The following is a 19,073-nucleotide window of genomic DNA, read 5'->3' on the forward strand; positions in this document are numbered from 1 at the left end:
TTAATATTCCCAGTCGGCATCCGTTACTACTCTTCCGTTGATCTTCTCGTGTAAAGCCTGGAATACCACGAAAAGAACCGGAACCACAAAAATTCCTAAGATCGTTCCGAAAAGCATCCCTGAAATGGCAGCATACCCAATAGAATGATTCCCCATCGCTGAAGGTCCTACTACAAATACCAATGGAAGTAATCCGGTAATAAATGCCAAAGAGGTCATCAAAATAGGTCTGAGACGCGCTTTAGCCCCTTCTACAGCAGAAGCAATAAGACTTTTTCCTGCTCTACGTCTCTGAATGGCAAATTCTACGATCAGGATACCATTCTTGGCCAAAAGTCCGATCAGCATTACCAAAGCAATCTGTACATAAATGTTGTTGGAAAGGTCTGCCAATGTAATTCCTACAAAAACTCCCGATAATCCTACCGGAATTGCAATAAGTACTGCCAATGGAAGGATATAACTTTCATATTGTGCAGACAACAGGAAGAATACAAATACAATACATAATCCGAAAATCATAACAGACTGTGAGCTTGAACCTGCCTCTTCACGGCTCATCCCTTTATAATCATACGTATATCCCGGAGGAAGAACCTGCTTGCTGACTTCCTCAATTGCTGCCATTGCCTGCCCTGTACTGTATCCGGGAGCTGCCATCACTGTTAAGTTGGAAGAGTTGAAAAGATTGAAACGGTCTACCACCTCTGCACCGGTTACCTGCTTTAGGCTCACCAATGTGTTAATAGGAACCATCTGTCCTAAATTATTTTTAACAAAAACGCCATTCAACGATTCTTTATCCTGTCTTGTTTCAGGAGTAGACTGTACCAGTACTCTGTAATATTTACCGAACCTGTTGAAATCCGAAGCCTGAATACTTCCATAATATCCCTGCATTACACCCAATACATCGGAAACATTTACACCCAACTGAGCTGCTTTTACCTCATCTACCAATACCTCAAATTGAGGATAGGTTACATCAAAAGTGGTAAAAGCTACAGCTACTTCAGGTCTCTGCATCAAAGCGCCCATCATTCCGTAAGAAATATTTCCCAGGTTCTGAAGCTCTCCGTTGGTACGGTCCTGCAGAACAAGCTCCATACCGCTGGTATTCCCGAAACCATCTACTGTTGGGGTATTAATCACGAGGAAGTTGGCTCTTTTATCCTGAGAAAGCATTCCCTGAGTCTGTCCGATGATCTCATTGATATTATTAACAGGGCCTCTTTCTCCTCCTTTTTTCAGTTTAACGAAGATAGAGGCTGCTGAAGACGACATCGATCCACTGAAAAGGTTAAGCCCGTCTACAGAAATTACTTTTTCAACAGCCGGATTTTTCATTAAAAGATCTTCGGTATCCGAAACTACTTTTGACGTTCTGTCTTTAGATGCTCCGGGTGCCAGGTTAGCCGTTACAATAATGAAACTCTGATCCTCATCGGGAATGAAACCTTTAGGCGTTGTCATAGACATCCAGGTAAACAATCCACCAAATGCCACGATGATGACTAATGCTATCCATTTTCTTTTCAAGAGGAATAATACCGCTTTTCCGTATCGGAAGGTCAGTTTATTAAAGCTGGCATTAAATCCTGCAAAGAAACGGTCTTTAAAATTCATCTTCTCATGTGTTCCCGGATGATGTTGTTTTAAGAATAAAGCACATAGCGCAGGGCTCAATGTTAATGCATTAATAGCAGAGATCACAATCGCTATCGCAAGCGTTAAGGCAAACTGCTGATAAAATAATCCTGTGGAACCACTCATAAAGGCCACCGGAACAAATACCGCAGACATGATCAGCGTAATGGAAACAATAGCCCCGGTGATTTCACTCATCGCTGACATCGTAGCGGCCCTCGGGTTTAGTTTTTTATGTTCCATTTTGGCATGAACGGCTTCTACAACAACAATAGCGTCATCCACCACAATACCGATCGCCAGTACAAGAGCAAACAATGTTAGAATGTTGATGGAAAATCCGAAAACCTTCATAAAAAAGAATGTGCCTACAATAGACACCGGAACTGCAATAGCCGGAATCAACGTTGAACGGAAATCCTGAAGGAAAATATACACCACAATAAATACCAGGATAAATGCTTCTATCAGGGTATGAATCACCTGTTCGATAGATTGGTCCAACGCTTCTTTTGTAGCATAGGGAATCTCATAATCCATTCCTTCCGGGAATGATTTTTCCAGTTCTTTCATTCTTGCCTGAAGAGCGATCTGTACTTCATTCGCATTAGAACCCGCCATCTGGAATATAGCCATCGTCACAGAAGGCTTTTTGTTATAATTGGAAGAAACGGTATAGCTGTACGCTCCGAATTCCACTTTCGCAATATCCTTCAGTTTTAAAACGGAACCGTCATTTAAGGCTTTAATTGTAATATTCTCATATTGTTCCGGCTCGGTGAATTTTCCTTTATAGCGAAGAACATATTCCATAACTTCCTTACTTCTTTCCCCCAATCTTCCGGGTGCTGCTTCCAGATTTTGAGTCTGAATCGCGCGGGATACATCGGAAGGAGTAAGATTATAGGAAGTCAGTTTATTAGGATCAAGCCAGATACGCATTGAGTAATCTTTATTCCCATATACCATTGCATCTCCTACTCCTTTTACCCTTTTCAGTTCCGGTACAATATTGATTTTTGCATAGTTTTCGAGGAAGAGATCGTTCATAGAACCATCTTTACTGGTGAGGGAAACCATCGCAATCATACTGTTCTGTCTTTTTACCGTGGTGATCCCCGCCTGAATTACTTCGGCAGGAAGCTGATTGGTAACCTGCGCTACCCTATTCTGAACGTTGATAGCAGCCTGATCCGGATCTGTACCCAGTTTAAAAATAACGGTAATACTCAATGTTCCATCGTTACTCGCAGTAGAAGTAATATAATCCATATTTTCTACTCCGTTGATGGCATTTTCCAATGGTGGTGCTACTGATCTCGCAATGGTTTCAGCATTCGCTCCCGGATACACGGCGGTAACCATCACCGTAGGCGGTGCAATATCCGGAAATTTGGTAATCGGCAGACTTACCATCCCTACAACCCCCAGAATAACCAGCAATACGGAAATAACCGTGGCCAGTACGGGTCTTTTTATAATTTTCTTTAGCATGATTCTTTCTTACGATTTTTTCTGTTGAGCGTTTTTCTTTTGTGCTACTACAGGAGTTCCGGGCTGCAGCCTGTCGAAACCGCTGGCGATATACTGATCACCTGCCTTAAGTCCTTTGGATACGATGAAGTGATCACCTGCCTTCCCATTCACTTCAACAGGAAGCATTGCTGCTTTTCCGTCTTTGATGGTGAAAACAAAAACCTTATCCTGAATGGTTCTGGTAGAAGCAATTGGAAGTAAAATAACATTGCTGTAAAACTGATCCAACAGAATTTTTCCTGTGTTTCCACTTCTCAGAATGTTCTTTGGGTTATTGAATTTTGCTCTTAAAGTAATGGAGCCTGTAGTTTTGTTAAACTGTCCTTCTACAGCGTCAATCTTTCCGGTTTCAGCATACTTCTCTCCTCCTGAAAGCAATAACGATACTGCCGGAGTATTTTTGATCACCTCATCAATACTGCTTCCTACATATTGTTTCTGAAAATTATTAAAATCATTTTCACTTAAACTGAAGTAAGTATACACCTGATGAATATCGGACAGTAACGTGATCGGATCCTGATTACCCGGTGTCATCAAGCTTCCTAAGCGATAGTTGAATCTTCCGATAAACCCACTTACCGGAGCTTTAATGGTTGAGAAATTAAGATTGATCTTTGCCGACTCTATGGAAGAAGTTGACTGACTTACAGCCCCTCTCGCTGCATTATAAGCTGCTTCTGCTTCTTTTACCTGAATTTCTGACACCATCTTATTACGGAACAGCTCCTTTTTTCTGTCCAGATCTATTTTTGAACTAGAAAGATTGGCCTGGGCTGTAATTAAGGATGCCTGAGCGCTTTTCAACTGCTCACGAAAAACCTGATCTTCGATTTTAAACAGCACCTGCCCCGCTCTTACGAAGTCTCCTTCGTCAACAAAAATTTTGCTTAGATACCCTGTCACCTGTGGTCTGATCTCCACATTGGAAATTCCTTCTACAGATGCTGCATATTCTCTGGAAACAGAGGCATCTCCCTGCTTCACTGTTTCTACGGGAAGCTCCGGTGCCTGCTGCTGATAAGACTGGTTTTGATTATTTTTCCTACATCCCGCCAAAACGATGAGCGAGAGGAAAAGTATGGTTGATTTCTGAATAAAAAATCTTTGCATAACAATATTCCTTTTAAATTTTCCGCACAAAAATCGAACGAAAAAAATTCAATAGGATTATTCAAAAAACTCCTTGTTTTGTCAAAAAGACTCCTTGTTGATCAAAACATGAGAAATATCATTTATAGATAGAATAAATATGATATTTTAATATTTTAAATCGAAAAAATAACTCATTTTAGCAAAAAGACACCTAAAATCATAAAACACTGATTATCAATACAGATCATCTTTACGATATTCTAAAGGAGATCTGCCGGTATGCTTTTTAAAAAACTTACTGAATGATGCCTGATCAGAGAATTTTAGTTGTAAAGCCACTTCACTTACATTAAGATTAGGATTTTTAAGCAACAGCCTGGCTTCAACTGCCAATACCTGATGAACAATATCTCTTGGTGATTTCAACACTGTTTTATTGATCACTTTGGTAAGATACTTACGGCTAATACACAGTTTATCGGCGTAGAACTGAACATTATGCTCTTCTTTGAAATACTGCTGAACCAATTTAAAAAAGCTGGTGGTAAGTTCATCTTCACGATGGGTAACCACATGTGGCTTTTCTATCTTTTTAAAGTAATTATCAATCTCGTAAATAACAAGCGAAAAGTGATGCCAGATCATTTCATTGAAATAATAGTTATCTTTTTCTTTATTATTCAATGCTTTAAGCTCATCAAAATGAAAATCCAATCTCCTGTATACATCCGCCTCCTTTCTTATAATATGGGTAGGATCTGAAGAAAGGCTTTTGAGCACGTTATTGGATTTATAATTAAAACCTGCATCAGAAATAAAGTCCAGCGAGAAGAAAATATATTTTGCCGTATAATCTTCTGCAATCTCCTCCAGCCAAAAGGTTTCTGCCATAGGACAAAAAACAATATCCCCTTTGGAAACCTTATAACTCGTCTCATCCAGCCTAAAGGTAACTCCTCCTTTTTGTACCAGATAAATACAGAAATAATCGGATCTGTAAGGAATATTAGGTTGTATGATATAATCTGCCCGATCAATTTCCATCACCACAAATTCCTGGATTCTAAGGTCAAACTCCACCTGTCGGAGTACCTCGTCAAAAGCAAGCTGCGATACAAATTCGGGTTCTGTAAGAGATTTTTTGTGGGATTTTCTAGCCATGGAAAGCGGATTATGAAGTACGAAGGTAGTAAAAAAGGTGAAATTGCTGAAAAGCACAAGAGCCCATGGATGAAATGACAGCTCTTCTCTCTTAGACTGTAATCATTAATTCTTTATCATAGCCGTTGTACTTTTCACTGATATAGCCATGAGGGTTACAAATAACTTCTGTATTTTCAATTCTGTATCTGCACGGAGTGTGAATGTGCCCATGAATCCAGTATAATGGCTGATATTCTGTGATCATCTCTTCAAGATCTGAAGCATAAGCCGACGTTATCGGATCCTCTTTATACTCTTCAGGAACAGAAAGAAGACTTGGCGCATGATGGGTAACAACAATATTTTTAAGGTCTTTTGAACTTTCTAAGCTTTCTTTCAGCCACTGTCTTGAAAACTGATGAATTTTAAAAGTATCCATTGTTCGCAATTTCGAATAAGAAGGATCTCTTCTGATCATTTTATAATCATTCATCTGGGGTTGGCAGATCATTCCGTAATGAGCAGGGTTACCAAAGATTGAAAAATCCGTCCATAAAGTAGCGCCATGAAAACGAATATCGCCGATATCTACGAAAGAATTTTCCAGCACAAAAACATTTGAGTCCAAAGCTGCTTCTTTAATTTTATTCAACGTTTTCGGATAAGATCCTTTGTAATATTCATGATTACCCAGGACATAAATGACTGGTTTATCAGAAATCTTATGCTTTATCCATTCAATACCTTTTGTTCCGAGATTAACGTCACCAGCCAACACTACCACATCGGAATGATCAAAATTCAATTCCGTGCTTCCGAATTCCTGATGAAGATCGCTGATAACTTGTATTCTCATTGTACAAAAATAGAAAAATAACTCAAGCCAGATTTCTACGGAATAACAAACAAAGCGTTTTCATCTATCCTCATACTTTGTCATTCTGTAAGAAGCAATTTAAAAACACTTCAGTACACTTCAGAAAGTTTAATATCTTCCTTTATAAGTTAGTTCACTTTAGATGAAAATCAAAGATTTTCAAAAGCTTATGTGTACTTTATCTCCGCAAAGCTATAAACTTAAAATAACTAAAATGTTAAAAAACTTTTGTGTCTTTTATGGTTAAATAAAAAAACATATAATTAGTAAATCTTTGGTAAGGATTATTCAGCTCATCAATAAAAAAAGAACCGACACTTTAAGCACCGATTCTTCCTCATATAGTTTGTGTAATTTTAAGGCCGCTTACTATGAAACGGCTATATCTGCCTGCTTCACCTTTAAGCTTCTTAGTATAAAATAAAATAACATCCCGAGTGCCAGAAGAGCATAACCGATCAAAATAATCAGATTCAGGCTTCCTACTGCAAATTCTGAAGGAAAGATCTGACTCATCAAAGTCATGAAAGACAATCCAATACCAGCTCCCAAGAAGTAACTTGTAGAACTCAAACTTGATGCCAATCCGTAATTTGAAGCGTCAACATCCTGAATTCCCATTACTGAAAGTGCGGTAAAACAGAAGGTCATCCCTACTCCGGAAATACAAGCCGCCCCCAACAAAACCACTACCAGAGGGTGTCCTGTAAATACTGACGTTAATAACAACAGCCCTCCTGCCAACATAAACAACCAGCCAAAAATTCCCATCTGAGAAGAACTTAATCTTTTTGAAATGTAAGGTAGAACAAACTTGGCAGTCAGTGCAGACAATACACTGAACGGAACAAGCATTAATCCCGCAGAAGCTGCGCTATATCCCATATCTTTCTGAAGCATCAGGGAAATCAAGAATAAGAATCCTATAAAAAATGCTCCTAAAGTAAAGAAAGCAGCATTGGAAACCACTAATGATTTATGTTTAAATAATTTTAAATCAAACAAGGGCTCGGCAACAGATTTCAATCGATAGAAAGCCATAAATAAAAGCAACACCGCCAAAACTAAAGAACCTACTACAAGCAAAGGCTGTTCTTTAATATGAAGCAACTCGTGCGTTCCATAAGTAAGACTCAGAAGTCCCAATACCATCATAATACCGGAAACCAGGTCTGTCTTTTGAGCCGTCTCATTTTTTTCATCGGCTGGAAGGTAATAGTAAGATAAAATTAAAGTAACAAAAAGGATAGGCACGTTAATCAGAAAAACCCAATGCCAGCTCATATAAGTACTGATGATTCCTCCTACAGAAAGTCCGCTTCCTGAGCCAATGGCCGCAAAAGAACTGAAAACTCCAATAGCACGGTTCCTCTCCTGTTCACCCCTGAACGTATTGGTAACGATAGATAATGCAGAAGGCATCACCAAAGCTGCACCCAATCCCTGTAAAGCACGGAATACTGCCAACACTTCAAAACTTCCCGACAGCCCAGCACCTAGTGATGTCAACATAAAAATCAGCGCACCCCAAAGGAACATTTTTTTTCTTCCGATCTGATCTGAAAGTTTCCCTCCAATAATCAGAAAGCCACCGAAGAACAATACATACAAAGTCTGCAACCATTGAACCGTTTCGGCTCCAATCTGAAACTGTTTTTGAATGGCAGGAATCGTTAAATTAATAATGGCAATATCCAATGCTTCCACAAAAGTCCCTACTGATGCTAATATTAAAATGATATTCTTCCTTGTATCCATATGTTCAAATTTCCTGCAAAATTAAAATTAACAGAACGTATATAAAAATTAAGTCTTAAATTTGGAACAAAGTAATTAATATAAATATATTAAAAGAACAAAATAACGGTTCTAACCCATAATTACTCATAAAACAGAACAAAATGGCAACAGAAAATTACACTCCCGATGAAAAAGACCTGTCTATCCTCCGGCTTCTTCAGAAAGATGCTAAAATGAGTGTTCGCGATATTTCGGCAAGAATCAATCTAAGTCCCACCCCTACTCATGAGCGTATTAAACGTATGGAAAAACAGGGAATCATTAAGGAATACACTGCTGTGGTAGACCGCAAGAAGGTAAATAAAGGAATGATGGTTATCTGTATGATCGCCCTGAATGTTCACAATAAAAAAACGGCAGGAAAATTCATTGAAGAAGTCAGTAAACTGAAAGAAGTTGTTGAGTTTTACAACATCAGCGGAGATTTTGATTTTATGCTAAAGATCTTAGCTCCTAACATGGATGACTTCCATGAGTTTTTTGTCAACAAACTTTCCGAAATTGAAGGAATCGGGCAAACTAAAAGCATCTTCGTCATGAACAGCATCAAAGAAAGTGTACAAATCGTTTAAAAAATGTTCTCATTTCTTTATAATTCTAATCATTAAATTCAAAAAACCACCTTATTTTTCATTCTAACAAAGCAATAGATAATCTGAATAAAAGCCCTGATTATAAATTCCCATTAAAAGCGTAAATTTGCACCATGAATAACGATACTATTTGCGCACTGGCTACCGCCAATGGAATAGGTGCTCTGGGCATTATCAGAGTTTCAGGAGATGAAGCATTACCCATAGTTCAGAAAAGTTTTCCGGCTAAAAAACTGGAAAAGCAGAAGTCACATACCATTCATTATGGATATTTCATGGATGGCGAAGAAGCTATTGACGAAGTAATGCTGTCTATTTTTCTGGCTCCGAAAAGTTTCACTACAGAAAACTCTGTAGAAATAGCCTTTCACGGTTCCCCGCATATTGGAAAACGTATTCTGGAAACGCTGATCAAAAACGGAGCAAGAATGGCTAAGGCCGGAGAATTTACTCTTCGGGCTTTCATTAACGGAAGAATTGACCTTTCCCAAGCAGAAGCAATTGCAGACGTGATTGCCTCTGAAAATGAAGCTTCAAGAAAAGTAGCCATCAACCAATTGAAGGGAGGAATCACCAATGAGATTTCTTTACTGAGAACAGATCTTCTTAATTTTGTCTCTTTGATTGAGCTGGAGCTGGATTTTGCAGAAGAAGATGTAGAATTTGCCGACAGAACCGCCCTGAAAGGATTGCTTGACAAAATTGAAATCAAGCTAAATTCTCTTATAGAAAGTTTCCAATATGGAAATGCTATTAAGAACGGAACTGCTGTTGCTATTATCGGGAAACCCAATGCCGGGAAATCTACCCTACTCAATGCCTTACTAAAAGAAGAAAGAGCGATCGTCAGCAATATCGCCGGCACCACAAGAGATACTATTGAAGAAGTTCTTCATATCAAAGGTCATGCATTCAGACTTATAGATACAGCAGGACTTCGTGAGACCGTAGATGAAATTGAAGCTATCGGAGTAAAAAAAGCGAAGGAAAAAGTAGAAAACGCCAATATCCTTGTATACCTGGCAGACGCCGCTACGGAAGATTTTTCTGAAGATATTGAGATGATCCAATCTTTATTGAGAGAAGATTTAAAACTTATTATCTGTGCTACCAAGATTGATGAAGTTGTTCCTACGAAATATGAAACAGTAGAAACTATTTTCAGAAATTCCATTTCTCATGATTTTGATTTCATTACAATTTCAGCAGTTGAAAATCAAAACATTCAGGATTTAAAGAATGAGCTCTCATCCTATGTTGAGCATTTAAAGACTGAAGAAAATAATGTGGTAATTACCAACCAACGTCACTTTGAAGCATTACAAAAATCTTTAGAAGCCGTACATAAAGTAAAAGAAGCCATTACTTTTCAAATTTCGACAGAACTGCTGGCCTATGAACTGAGAAATGCTCTGGAACATCTTGGTGAGATCTCAGGTGAAGTGACTAATGATGAAGTTCTTGGGAATATTTTCTCTAAGTTTTGTATCGGAAAGTAGACTATGTTTTAGATTGCATATAGGTTACAATTGCAACAATACGAAAAACCCCTTAAATATAATGTTTAAGGGGTTTTTTATTGTCTCTTGTTTTGTTTCAAAATTTAACGTTGCGGAATATATACATTGTATTTGTTTCTATTTCGTTTCTATGAATTTAGTTTGGAATACAATTTGTTATTTCATCGTTAAAAAATGTTACATTTTGAAACAGTGGGAAACATGAAGAAACAATGTGAAACATTTTTAGGGAGAATTTAGACGTTATGGAAGTCAATAAAATTTGTCAATTCTGCGGAAATAGATTTGTAGCTAAAAAGACCACAACAAAATGCTGTTCCGATGACTGTGCTAAGAAATTCTACAAAAAGAGAAAACGTGATGAAAAGATTCAAGCGAGTGATAAGGATTTGGAAGTACAAATTAAAGGTTATGATATTGAAGAAATCCAAAAGAAAGACTACTTATCAATCAAAGAAGTTATGCTTTTACTAAATATTAGTAGAACATCTATTTATCGAATGTTAAAAGATGGCAGATTAAGCCAATTAGAAGGCTTTAAATCGGTTAGAATTAGGAAAATCGACTTAGATGTACTCTTTAGACAAAAAGCCGAAAATAACGAAGAAAAACAATATGATTTACCATATTTCTGTGATGATAATTATTACACGATTAACGAAGTCTTAAACGCATTTAAAGTGAGTTCAGGTTCATTTTATCACTTATGCAAAAAACATAATATTCCGAAAATTCCAAAAGGTAAAAATGTGTATGTTCCCAAAAACTTAGTAAATACAATCTTCAATAATGAGTAAAAAAGTTACGGTACTTAAAAAACTTGTAAAAGACAACAAAAGTAATTTATCTTTAAACTTCTATCCGCCCGTTTTCAATAGAAAGACAGGGAAATACACACGTTACGAGAAGACCAGTTACTTTTTGTATAATGACTTCCAAAGCGAGACTGTATATTACAACGATTCAAAAGGCAAAAAACAATCTAAAGTTGAAATTATTACAGATAAAACGGGTAGCCCTAAAAAATTAACTCTTACTCCGGCGCAAAAGCACCACAATAAAGAAATACTTGAAGCTATTGAATTACTTAGAGCCAAAAGATTCAGGGAAATTACGAAGCCTGATATTTATACAGAAACGGAACTGAAAACATTAGAATTAGCTGAAAATAAAAAGAAAATATTTACAGAATACTTTAAAGAGAAAGCAGAAAACGCAACTAATTCAGTTGGCGCATGGAAAGCTTGTTACGGGTATTTTGTCAAATATTATAATAATGTCCTTTTCAGTGATATTAATAAAACTTTAATCGAAGATTTCAAAAATAGATTACTTGACTCATATCAACTAAAAAGCACCAAACATAAACTAAGAAGAAACTCAGCAGCAAGTTATTTTATTCGATTTATACAAGTGTTAGAAATGGCTTATGAAGATAATTATCTATCACAAAGTTTTAAGGGACGTATCGGCTGGATTGAAGAAGAGGAAGTCATGAAGAATTTTCTTACAATTGATGAGTGTAGAACTCTATTCACAACAGAATTTTCTGATGAAACATTAAGAAGATACTGCATATTTGCATTCTTAACAGGTCTTCGTTATAGTGATATTAATAATTTAACATGGGAAGATGTCGTTGTAAGAGATAAGGTAAGTTACATATATTTCAGAATGCAAAAAACCTCAGCATTTCAATACCATCCTATTTCAGAAGAAGCTGTAAATTTAATGGGAGATCGAACAAAAAAATCAGATTTTATTTTTGATAGAATTGCATATCATTCACTCAATGATAATTTGAGGAAATGGCTGTTGAAGGCAGAAATTGATAAGAAAGTCACTTTTCATAATTTTCGAACATCCTATGCTGTTACACAATTAGAAGCCGGAGCAGATATATATCTTATTTCAAAAATGCTTGGTCATAAAAATGTAACTACAACCGAGATTTATGCTAAAATAGTGGATAAAAGAAAAGTAAGTACAATTAATAATATAATATTGGGAATATGATAGAATTTTTACCTGTTATAGATGATGATTTTGATTTCTCTCCGCTATTTCAATATTTTGAAGAAGGGAATAAAGACGACGAAGCATTCGATGTATACCCATTTTCAAAGTTTCGTTATTTCTTTTGGAATAAAGAAAGTTTACGTCCAAAAGGTTTAAATATTGATGAGACGAAAATAGAAAACTTTGATATGTTTAAAAATATCTTCATTAGAGGTGATTACTTTTACCTTATAGCATATCATTACTTTATCAATGTTAAAGAATATGGATTTGAGTATAAAGTTGAAGGTAAGATGAGAATTGAAGGTGAAGACGGAGAACTTAAAATGGTTTCATTTTTTGAACCTTTGTATAATGCTTTGTTAAAAGAAAAGACAAAATCACAAACTTTGCTTCGGCATGAGTATATCCTGTCAAAGAATAAGTTTAACTATATTAACAAACTTACTAAACTTTTGTTGAGTGATTATAATAATTTAGATGACGCAATTCGCAAGGAAAAAAATGTATTTTCTAAATATGGAATTGCTGTTAAAGAGATCTATTTAGATATTTTTCGTGATTTCTATTCTAATTTTGTCGATTATTTATCTAAAGATAATTTTAATGCTTTAAAAAAACTTGTTTACCCCTCTAAGAAAGAAGTTCAATCTTTTCAGATAGAAAATAGACCTAATTTTAAAAAGGGATTAACTGATGAAGCAAGGAAAATTGTAATAAATTCTATTAAAAATGGTTTGTTAGAAAATGGGTTCATTTCAAATTTGACAACTTATGAGCAAGTAGATGATTTGTTCAATAATCGAAGAAGAGAAAGAGATAAAATTATTTGGCTTAAAACACCTTCACTACTAAAAAGTTTGTATAAAGTTTTGAATGATAAAAATATTATTACTTCAACAAATAATACACATTGGAAGATCTTATCCGATTTTTTCATTTATCAAAATAATGCTGAAGTAAATTCTGATAAACTAAAAGATTTAAAATACTCAACAAATCAATCAGATGTTTTGAACTTAGAAAATTGCTTTAGGATTCTTGATGAAGTAGTAAGCATAAAATAACAAACTCTTACTTTGTATTTTTTATAAAAAAATTACATTTTATTAATAAAATCAGGTATTATAAATGAATTGATATTTCAGTTTAAATTATAAAATACTGATTGTTAATTACTTAAAACTCCCATTGTAAAGTGGGAGTTTTTCCGTTTTTGGCACAATTGCTAAATTCTTGATGCACTCGTGACATGAACAATAATGTCATGACGGCGAAATCCAGCCATAACGAAAATTTCGGTTCTATAATCGAAAAATTGGTGCAGACAGAAGTAACTAAATACTTAACTGCTTATGCAACAGAATTAGAAAAATTGAGTGAAATAGCTCTTTCAAAAACTGTTTTAACAGTAAAAGATGTTGCAGAACTTCTCGATATGAACGAGCGAGTAATAGTTCAAAAGATTAATTCAGGTTTAATTCCTGCTTACAAATGCAAGATTACTAATAAGTTTCTTGTTTTGAAGCGTGAACTAATCAAAGAGATTGCGTCAGGAACACAGTACAAATCAATTACAATGATTGGTGCTGAAGTAAATCATGGATTTGATAGTAGAAAATATGTTTAATCTTAATTCTTACAGACATGATAGATTACATTAAAGCATATTTTCCTAATAAAAATGAAATTTTTGGAATTATGAAAGATAATTACAACCTTGAAAAAATAAGTTATACTAGATTTGATAAAGCTGAGAATGCACTTGTTTCCTATGAGACCTACAAAAAAGAATTTGAAAATATGGAACTTAAAATCACTAATCAAGGAGCATATATTCATAACTCTTTACATCATTTTTATAATAAAATAATGTATGGAATTGATGGAAATCATAATGATTTTAAGCATTCTTCCCTTGTTAATGCAATTGATTTTCTAGAGGATAGGATTAAGTTCCCGGTTTATAAACTAGAGCTTTCACAAGGTTTAGAATTTGGATTAAATCTAAGAGTGCCATTTGATTTGGATGAATTTATATTGGAACAATGTATTCTCTATGACTTTTGTGAAGTTTCAAAATTCCCTCCCCCCACAGAAGAGCAGGTTTATAAAGAATTTCAAAAAGGCAATTATAGACTTAAAATCTATCATAAGGGTAGGCAACAATGCAATGGAGAAGCGATTTTAAGAGTTGAGATCAAATTTTTAGATAAAAGAGATTTCAATAAAAATAGAATTTATTGTCTAAGCGATTTAGATGACCGAGATAATTTAATTTTTCTGTATAACAAATTGTATAGCATTGTTAAATTTAAACTAATGTGCGTTGATAATATCGAGGTTAGAGATTTTTCACATTATAAGAAAAATAAGCTATATAAATATTGCTCAAATAAGTATTGGTCTGAACTAAGTAAGGATAATTTCAAATTAGAATCGAAAAAGGCTTACCCATACTTTGAAAAAAATAAATTATTAGAAAATAAAAAAATACTCTTATCGCTTATGGATAATAAGTTTACGGAATTATTAGATTGTTAGTTTACGGACATTGTATAGAAGCCGGAGTTGATAACTACAGAAAGTAGAGAAGGGTTTTCTACTTTCTGTCTTTTTATTAAGATTAGTATTTATTATCTTTATTTAAAATAAACTAATGAGAAAAAAGTTTGCTAAAAAAGATAAAGCTAAACGAAAACATTTAAAACATTTAGAAGATCTAGAAAAACAAAAAAAAATACGCCAACCCATTCAACTTAAAAATAGAGCTATACCAAAAAAAATGAGACTAAACAAAGTTGTTAAGGAATTGAATATGTCCATGTCACGACTTGTTTTGCTTTTGGAAGAAAATAATTTTAAAGTTGATGCTAATCCTAATGCTCTAATTGAAGAAGATGCTTTAAGATTTTTATTTAGTGAAACCGACGACAATGATAATATTAATATAATCTTAAGCGATCCCACTTTTGAAATTATAGAATGGATAAGAAAGGATTTCAAAAATTTAGACAAAATAACTCCCGATATATTTGAAAACTTAATTATTACGTTATTAAAAAATAAAGGTTTTGGTATAGAAAAATCAGGGAGTACCAATAAAGCTGATGGAGGAATAGATGTTATAGCATACAAAAAAGATATTGTAAATATTATTATTGCAATCCAAATCAAATATAAAGTTAATATTACCAAAAAAGTGACAGCTGGCGAAGTACGAGATTTTGTAGGTGCGATGAATTTGGTGGATTATTTTAATGCAGGAATGTTAATTACAAATACTTTTTTCACTCACGATAGTAAATGGTTAGAAGAAAAAAATCATAATTTAGAATTAAAAGATAGTAAGGATATTCAAAACTGGCTAAAAGATAATTTTATTACTTCTAAAGAAATTAATAAAGAAATAGAGCTAACGAGACATAACAATGTAAGTCTGCAATTTTAATGCACATTTTTTAAGTTTTTAATGGCTCTGTATCGCAATTTTTATACTTTTAAAAGCTACTATTTTAAGCTAGAGAAATAATTAAAATTAAAAAACTTAATCTGATAAGTTATAATTAAGCTATATTAAACTGTCAGATTAAGTTTTATTTTATGAAATTCTAAACTAAAAATTATTCAAATCATTTTCAGCATCCTTTTTTGAAATAATTTTTGATTTTCGCTGGTCAATTAAATCATTTATGAATTTTGGAAGCTCTTCATTAAATTCGTTGATTTCTTGATTAATTGTTTCTATATTTTTTACAACCTCATCTTCAAACCGTCGCATAAAACCTTTGACTTCATTTTTTATTTGGTCACTAAGATTTTCAGATCCATAAGTGGTTTGAATATTAATTTTCAACTTATTTTGCACTATACCCGTATCAAAATTTATCTGGTAATAAAATTTACTTGGACGTAAATAGAAAAAAATACCATCCCCTGTAATATCATAAGTATAGGTAATTTTAGCACAATCATATTTCTTGCCAGCTTCTAAAGAAAATCTTGCATGCAAAGGAAACTGGTCTTTCGTTAAAGGCATCATTCCTATTTTTGAAGTCCTACTTTCAAAATTAATTCCGATGTTTTTAATTCTAAATACTTTTAAATTACTTTCAATAATTTTTTCTTTTTCAAGATTTAATATTTCTCCCTCCGGATAGGAATTAAGTTGTGATGTAATTTTTTCCTTTACACCTAATAAATAACTGGAAAGATGATTTCCATCAAATAATTTTTTCATAATTAAAATTATTAGTTTTTAAAATTAAGATTTATCATTAACGTTAATAATAAGCAGTATTATATCGCTTATAAAGATTTTCATCTATTTTATCTCTATTTTCTTCAATAATTTGTTTTCGTGCAGAATAAACAATAGAATCATCTTTTATCCAATATATTTGATTATTGCTAGTAAATGCAGTTGTAATATCATTTAATTGTTTAATTGAGAAATTATCATAATTTCTAAGTTTTCTAATTACATACTTAGCATTATCAAATGAATATGCTTCATATAAATTCTTAATAATTATCTCTTTTTCTGTTTCCGTCTCACTGGTGATTTCAATATGTGGGAAATGCTCTTTAAAAAAGTCAGTTATTTTTCGATAATAGAATAATTTGGAGTTTTTATTTTCTTGCCATTCACTAAGTAAATAATCATTAAACTTTTTATCATTTAATTTTGAATAGAAATCTTTATCGTCAGATATGAAATATAAATCTTGTTCATCGGGTACATCATCTAAAAGACTTTCCCAGTTAATAGCATCACCATATGATTTATCTTTTCCTGGAGGATTGCCAATATTATATCTCAAAATTCCTTTGCTAATTATTTCATCTGTTGTTTCAATTGTTTTAGCTTTCTCAAAAAGTTTATTTAGTATTTCATCTGCTTGAAGAGTTTTAGTTTCTGCATCATGTTTAAGTTTTTTCAGCAAGGAGTTTTTATTTGACTCATATTTTTTTATTGCTTTTTTCATTTCTGTATATTCATCATAGTTATGACAAATCATTGGGAATTGATTATTAAACTTAGTGGAAACAAGCTTGTCAAGCGAATCTGCAATCTTAACTTCTCTATTTCTATCAAATTCATTCTTTGTCTGTTCTGGTACATACAGACAGATGTTATCTGTGTTTATTAATGCTATAAGTTTCTTTAATTCCTTCAAATCCTCATTTGAAAAATGATAAAATGTTAGATATACATTTGTATCTATATAAATATTTTTCATGAAGTTACTATTTGTTACAATATCGGATTTTCTATGAAGAAATCTATCCGTATTTTTACGGTTTTTTTACTTTATAAAATAGTAAACCTGTCATTAGACAGGTTTTTAGCTTAGTTAAAAATTCTTTTTAAACTTTTGCTCAATAATTTTAAACCATACATAATATAAAATGCACAAACAGTGTATAAAATAAGAAATGTAATTGACACTAATAAAATTAAAATATTATCCCAAATACTATATTTCTTGAATTCTAACGATGTAATGCACCCAACTGATTGATTTCATTTTCCTGTATCAAAGGGATTTTCACTATTCTTCATAAAGACTGATCCCATCCTTTTATATTTCATTGACTTGCCTTTGACACACACATCATAAATTCCATTTCCTTTTTGCTCTGAAATACGAAGAAAAACAATGTCTTTCTCATCACAATCATTATCGATTGCAATATGTTTTCTAAGATCTTCTGTTGTAGCATCTACTTTTTTTAGAAAAGACTGTATTTTCTTATCCGGTGCAGGTTCTTGATAAGTTGAGGGTAGATCACACTTCTTGTCTTTTTGAGAGTCTTGTGCAAAATAAAGAGTTGGTACTACCAATGCTAATGTAAAAATGATTTTTTTCATAAATTAAAATATTTTGTTAATAACTTTTCTTCTGTATTCGTCTGGATCAAACATCAAATCAAATGCTTCTACAAAATAAAATGGAGAAAACATCTTATTTAGATTTTGAGAATATATAGGCTGATTTATTATTCTATTAAAATCAGGTTTACCTCCATAAATGGTAAAAAACATATTTTCAATTATTGCGCTTCTGCAAGTTGTATTTTGTAATTCCACATCTTGAATTGCATAAGTATTGAGCAGCTCAAAAGTATTTTGTGAAAATATTCCGTGATGTAAGTTTAGAATAGATTTAGCAATGAAGTTGCTATATCGTACGCTTTCAATCTTATTATTGCTAATAAAAATGTTGTTTTTATAATCTTTGTCAGATTTGGGCAAAGTATAAAGGATTTCTCCAATGTTAGCCAAATTTATTACCTCTTCTCTTAGTTTAAAAATATTCATACTTTAAGTTTTAGGAAATAAAAAAAGTGTGAGCAATTCACACTTCGTATAGGAGGTATTTGGCGTAACCCACAAACACAAAAGCAGAACGCCCACACAATCGTGTGGTGTCCGACTCTTGCTTTAGTGTTGTATTTTTAAATCGCCAAATTTTCCTATACAAAGCAAATAAGTCTACACTTATTAAATTTCGTTGATGTCTTTGCGCAAAACTACAAATTTTGTGCCTACAGGCAATTTGTTAATAAAAAATAATTATTTAATTTTTATTTATTATTTTGTAGGAGTTTTAAAATATTTATATTTTTAAAATAATTTTTGATAAAAAACGAAACAAACCATGAACGAAACAATTTCTACAATTTCAGATATTTGCGGAATACTAGGATTTATAATAAGCATATTTGCCGCTTCCCAAGTTTTAAAACTAAAACAAAGAATTAAAGGTGATAATAACACCAACGTTAACATGAAAGGAAATGTTGGCGGAGATTTTACTGGTCGTGATAGACATTAAT

At 33.4% G+C, this 19,073-nt stretch carries 18 protein-coding genes; 9 read left to right on the forward strand and 9 right to left on the reverse strand.

From position 1 onward, the window contains the following. From ACL9RH_RS10460 to ACL9RH_RS10480, 5 genes are all read right to left on the reverse strand, one after another. Window positions 1-3,141 (reverse strand): efflux RND transporter permease subunit, encoded by a 3,141-nt coding sequence (locus ACL9RH_RS10460; protein ID WP_422693306.1) that lies wholly within the window; start codon window positions 3,139-3,141, stop codon window positions 1-3. Between the two features lie 9 nt (window positions 3,142-3,150). Then, window positions 3,151-4,296, reverse strand: coding sequence for an efflux RND transporter periplasmic adaptor subunit (locus ACL9RH_RS10465; protein WP_422693307.1), 1,146 nt, complete (start codon window positions 4,294-4,296; stop codon window positions 3,151-3,153). Window positions 4,297-4,512: 216 nt separating this feature from the next. Next, the gene (locus ACL9RH_RS10470; protein WP_422693308.1) at window positions 4,513-5,439 is read right to left on the reverse strand and encodes a helix-turn-helix domain-containing protein; all 927 of its coding nucleotides are present in this window, start codon (window positions 5,437-5,439) and stop codon (window positions 4,513-4,515) included. Window positions 5,440-5,530: 91 nt separating this feature from the next. After that, complete coding sequence (locus ACL9RH_RS10475; RefSeq protein WP_422693309.1) at window positions 5,531-6,277, reverse strand: metallophosphoesterase; 747 nt, start codon at window positions 6,275-6,277, stop codon at window positions 5,531-5,533. A gap of 390 nt (window positions 6,278-6,667) precedes the next feature. Next, window positions 6,668-8,056 carry an MFS transporter gene (locus ACL9RH_RS10480; RefSeq protein WP_422693310.1) on the reverse strand — a complete coding sequence of 463 codons (1,389 nt, stop codon included), beginning with the start codon at window positions 8,054-8,056 and terminating at the stop codon, window positions 6,668-6,670. A 143-nt stretch (window positions 8,057-8,199) separates the two neighbouring features. Here ACL9RH_RS10480 and ACL9RH_RS10485 point away from each other — a divergent pair, with 143 nt between their 5' ends. The 8 genes from ACL9RH_RS10485 (at window position 8,200) to ACL9RH_RS10520 (ending at window position 15,681) form a co-directional block, all read left to right on the forward strand. Then, on the forward strand, window positions 8,200-8,670 hold the full coding sequence (locus tag ACL9RH_RS10485) for an Lrp/AsnC family transcriptional regulator (RefSeq protein ID WP_422693311.1): 471 nt from the start codon (window positions 8,200-8,202) through the stop codon (window positions 8,668-8,670). Between the two features lie 134 nt (window positions 8,671-8,804). Next, window positions 8,805-10,190 carry a tRNA uridine-5-carboxymethylaminomethyl(34) synthesis GTPase MnmE gene (gene mnmE, locus ACL9RH_RS10490; protein ID WP_422693312.1) on the forward strand — a complete coding sequence of 462 codons (1,386 nt, stop codon included), beginning with the start codon at window positions 8,805-8,807 and terminating at the stop codon, window positions 10,188-10,190. Between the two features lie 266 nt (window positions 10,191-10,456). Beyond that, window positions 10,457-11,008, forward strand: coding sequence for a helix-turn-helix domain-containing protein (locus tag ACL9RH_RS10495; RefSeq protein WP_422693313.1), 552 nt, complete (start codon window positions 10,457-10,459; stop codon window positions 11,006-11,008). Next, a complete protein-coding gene (locus ACL9RH_RS10500) occupies window positions 11,001-12,227 on the forward strand; it encodes a tyrosine-type recombinase/integrase (RefSeq protein ID WP_422693314.1) in 1,227 nt (408 codons plus the stop codon). Before ACL9RH_RS10495 ends, ACL9RH_RS10500 begins: the two co-directional genes overlap by 8 nt. Continuing rightward, window positions 12,224-13,297, forward strand: a complete 1,074-nt coding sequence (locus tag ACL9RH_RS10505) for a hypothetical protein (protein WP_422693315.1) — start codon at window positions 12,224-12,226, stop codon at window positions 13,295-13,297. The genes ACL9RH_RS10500 and ACL9RH_RS10505 overlap by 4 nt, the downstream gene beginning before the upstream one ends. A gap of 200 nt (window positions 13,298-13,497) precedes the next feature. Then, window positions 13,498-13,860, forward strand: coding sequence for a helix-turn-helix domain-containing protein (locus ACL9RH_RS10510; protein ID WP_422693316.1), 363 nt, complete (start codon window positions 13,498-13,500; stop codon window positions 13,858-13,860). A 17-nt stretch (window positions 13,861-13,877) separates the two neighbouring features. After that, the gene (locus ACL9RH_RS10515) at window positions 13,878-14,774 is read left to right on the forward strand and encodes a hypothetical protein (RefSeq protein ID WP_422693317.1); all 897 of its coding nucleotides are present in this window, start codon (window positions 13,878-13,880) and stop codon (window positions 14,772-14,774) included. Between the two features lie 115 nt (window positions 14,775-14,889). Further along, window positions 14,890-15,681: a restriction endonuclease gene (locus tag ACL9RH_RS10520; protein WP_422693318.1), complete on the forward strand. Its 792-nt coding sequence runs from the start codon at window positions 14,890-14,892 to the stop codon at window positions 15,679-15,681. 165 nt (window positions 15,682-15,846) lie between these two features. Here ACL9RH_RS10520 and ACL9RH_RS10525 read toward each other — a convergent pair whose 3' ends face one another. The 4 genes from ACL9RH_RS10525 to ACL9RH_RS10540 all read right to left on the reverse strand — a co-directional run bounded on the left by ACL9RH_RS10525 (window position 15,847) and on the right by ACL9RH_RS10540 (window position 18,555). Further along, complete coding sequence (locus tag ACL9RH_RS10525) at window positions 15,847-16,470, reverse strand: hypothetical protein (RefSeq protein WP_422693319.1); 624 nt, start codon at window positions 16,468-16,470, stop codon at window positions 15,847-15,849. 43 nt (window positions 16,471-16,513) lie between these two features. Then, complete coding sequence (locus tag ACL9RH_RS10530) at window positions 16,514-17,473, reverse strand: PIN domain-containing protein (RefSeq protein ID WP_072952852.1); 960 nt, start codon at window positions 17,471-17,473, stop codon at window positions 16,514-16,516. 284 nt (window positions 17,474-17,757) lie between these two features. Further along, window positions 17,758-18,105, reverse strand: a complete 348-nt coding sequence (locus tag ACL9RH_RS10535) for a hypothetical protein (RefSeq protein ID WP_072952853.1) — start codon at window positions 18,103-18,105, stop codon at window positions 17,758-17,760. A 3-nt stretch (window positions 18,106-18,108) separates the two neighbouring features. Continuing rightward, window positions 18,109-18,555 (reverse strand): hypothetical protein, encoded by a 447-nt coding sequence (locus ACL9RH_RS10540; protein ID WP_422693320.1) that lies wholly within the window; start codon window positions 18,553-18,555, stop codon window positions 18,109-18,111. Window positions 18,556-18,895: 340 nt separating this feature from the next. Here ACL9RH_RS10540 and ACL9RH_RS10545 point away from each other — a divergent pair, with 340 nt between their 5' ends. Continuing rightward, on the forward strand, window positions 18,896-19,072 hold the full coding sequence (locus tag ACL9RH_RS10545) for a hypothetical protein (RefSeq protein WP_422693321.1): 177 nt from the start codon (window positions 18,896-18,898) through the stop codon (window positions 19,070-19,072). Window position 19,073 lies beyond the last annotated feature (1 nt).

The sequence above is a fragment of the Chryseobacterium sp. Mn2064 genome, from assembly GCF_049319685.1.
GTDB lineage: Bacteria > Bacteroidota > Bacteroidia > Flavobacteriales > Weeksellaceae > Chryseobacterium.

What these genes read in the sequence shown, in the direction of transcription:
- ACL9RH_RS10460 (WP_422693306.1), bottom strand. Translation starts at nt 3,141, where the DNA reads ATGCTAAAGAAAATTATAAAAAGACCCGTACTGGCCACGGTTATTTCC.
- ACL9RH_RS10465 (WP_422693307.1), bottom strand. Translation starts at nt 4,296, where the DNA reads ATGCAAAGATTTTTTATTCAGAAATCAACCATACTTTTCCTCTCGCTC.
- ACL9RH_RS10470 (WP_422693308.1), bottom strand. Translation starts at nt 5,439, where the DNA reads ATGGCTAGAAAATCCCACAAAAAATCTCTTACAGAACCCGAATTTGTA.
- ACL9RH_RS10475 (WP_422693309.1), bottom strand. Translation starts at nt 6,277, where the DNA reads ATGAGAATACAAGTTATCAGCGATCTTCATCAGGAATTCGGAAGCACG.
- ACL9RH_RS10480 (WP_422693310.1), bottom strand. Translation starts at nt 8,056, where the DNA reads ATGGATACAAGGAAGAATATCATTTTAATATTAGCATCAGTAGGGACT.
- ACL9RH_RS10485 (WP_422693311.1), top strand. Translation starts at nt 8,200, where the DNA reads ATGGCAACAGAAAATTACACTCCCGATGAAAAAGACCTGTCTATCCTC.
- mnmE (WP_422693312.1), top strand. Translation starts at nt 8,805, where the DNA reads ATGAATAACGATACTATTTGCGCACTGGCTACCGCCAATGGAATAGGT.
- ACL9RH_RS10495 (WP_422693313.1), top strand. Translation starts at nt 10,457, where the DNA reads ATGGAAGTCAATAAAATTTGTCAATTCTGCGGAAATAGATTTGTAGCT.
- ACL9RH_RS10500 (WP_422693314.1), top strand. Translation starts at nt 11,001, where the DNA reads ATGAGTAAAAAAGTTACGGTACTTAAAAAACTTGTAAAAGACAACAAA.
- ACL9RH_RS10505 (WP_422693315.1), top strand. Translation starts at nt 12,224, where the DNA reads ATGATAGAATTTTTACCTGTTATAGATGATGATTTTGATTTCTCTCCG.
- ACL9RH_RS10510 (WP_422693316.1), top strand. Translation starts at nt 13,498, where the DNA reads ATGACGGCGAAATCCAGCCATAACGAAAATTTCGGTTCTATAATCGAA.
- ACL9RH_RS10515 (WP_422693317.1), top strand. Translation starts at nt 13,878, where the DNA reads ATGATAGATTACATTAAAGCATATTTTCCTAATAAAAATGAAATTTTT.
- ACL9RH_RS10520 (WP_422693318.1), top strand. Translation starts at nt 14,890, where the DNA reads ATGAGAAAAAAGTTTGCTAAAAAAGATAAAGCTAAACGAAAACATTTA.
- ACL9RH_RS10525 (WP_422693319.1), bottom strand. Translation starts at nt 16,470, where the DNA reads ATGAAAAAATTATTTGATGGAAATCATCTTTCCAGTTATTTATTAGGT.
- ACL9RH_RS10530 (WP_072952852.1), bottom strand. Translation starts at nt 17,473, where the DNA reads ATGAAAAATATTTATATAGATACAAATGTATATCTAACATTTTATCAT.
- ACL9RH_RS10535 (WP_072952853.1), bottom strand. Translation starts at nt 18,105, where the DNA reads ATGAAAAAAATCATTTTTACATTAGCATTGGTAGTACCAACTCTTTAT.
- ACL9RH_RS10540 (WP_422693320.1), bottom strand. Translation starts at nt 18,555, where the DNA reads ATGAATATTTTTAAACTAAGAGAAGAGGTAATAAATTTGGCTAACATT.
- ACL9RH_RS10545 (WP_422693321.1), top strand. Translation starts at nt 18,896, where the DNA reads ATGAACGAAACAATTTCTACAATTTCAGATATTTGCGGAATACTAGGA.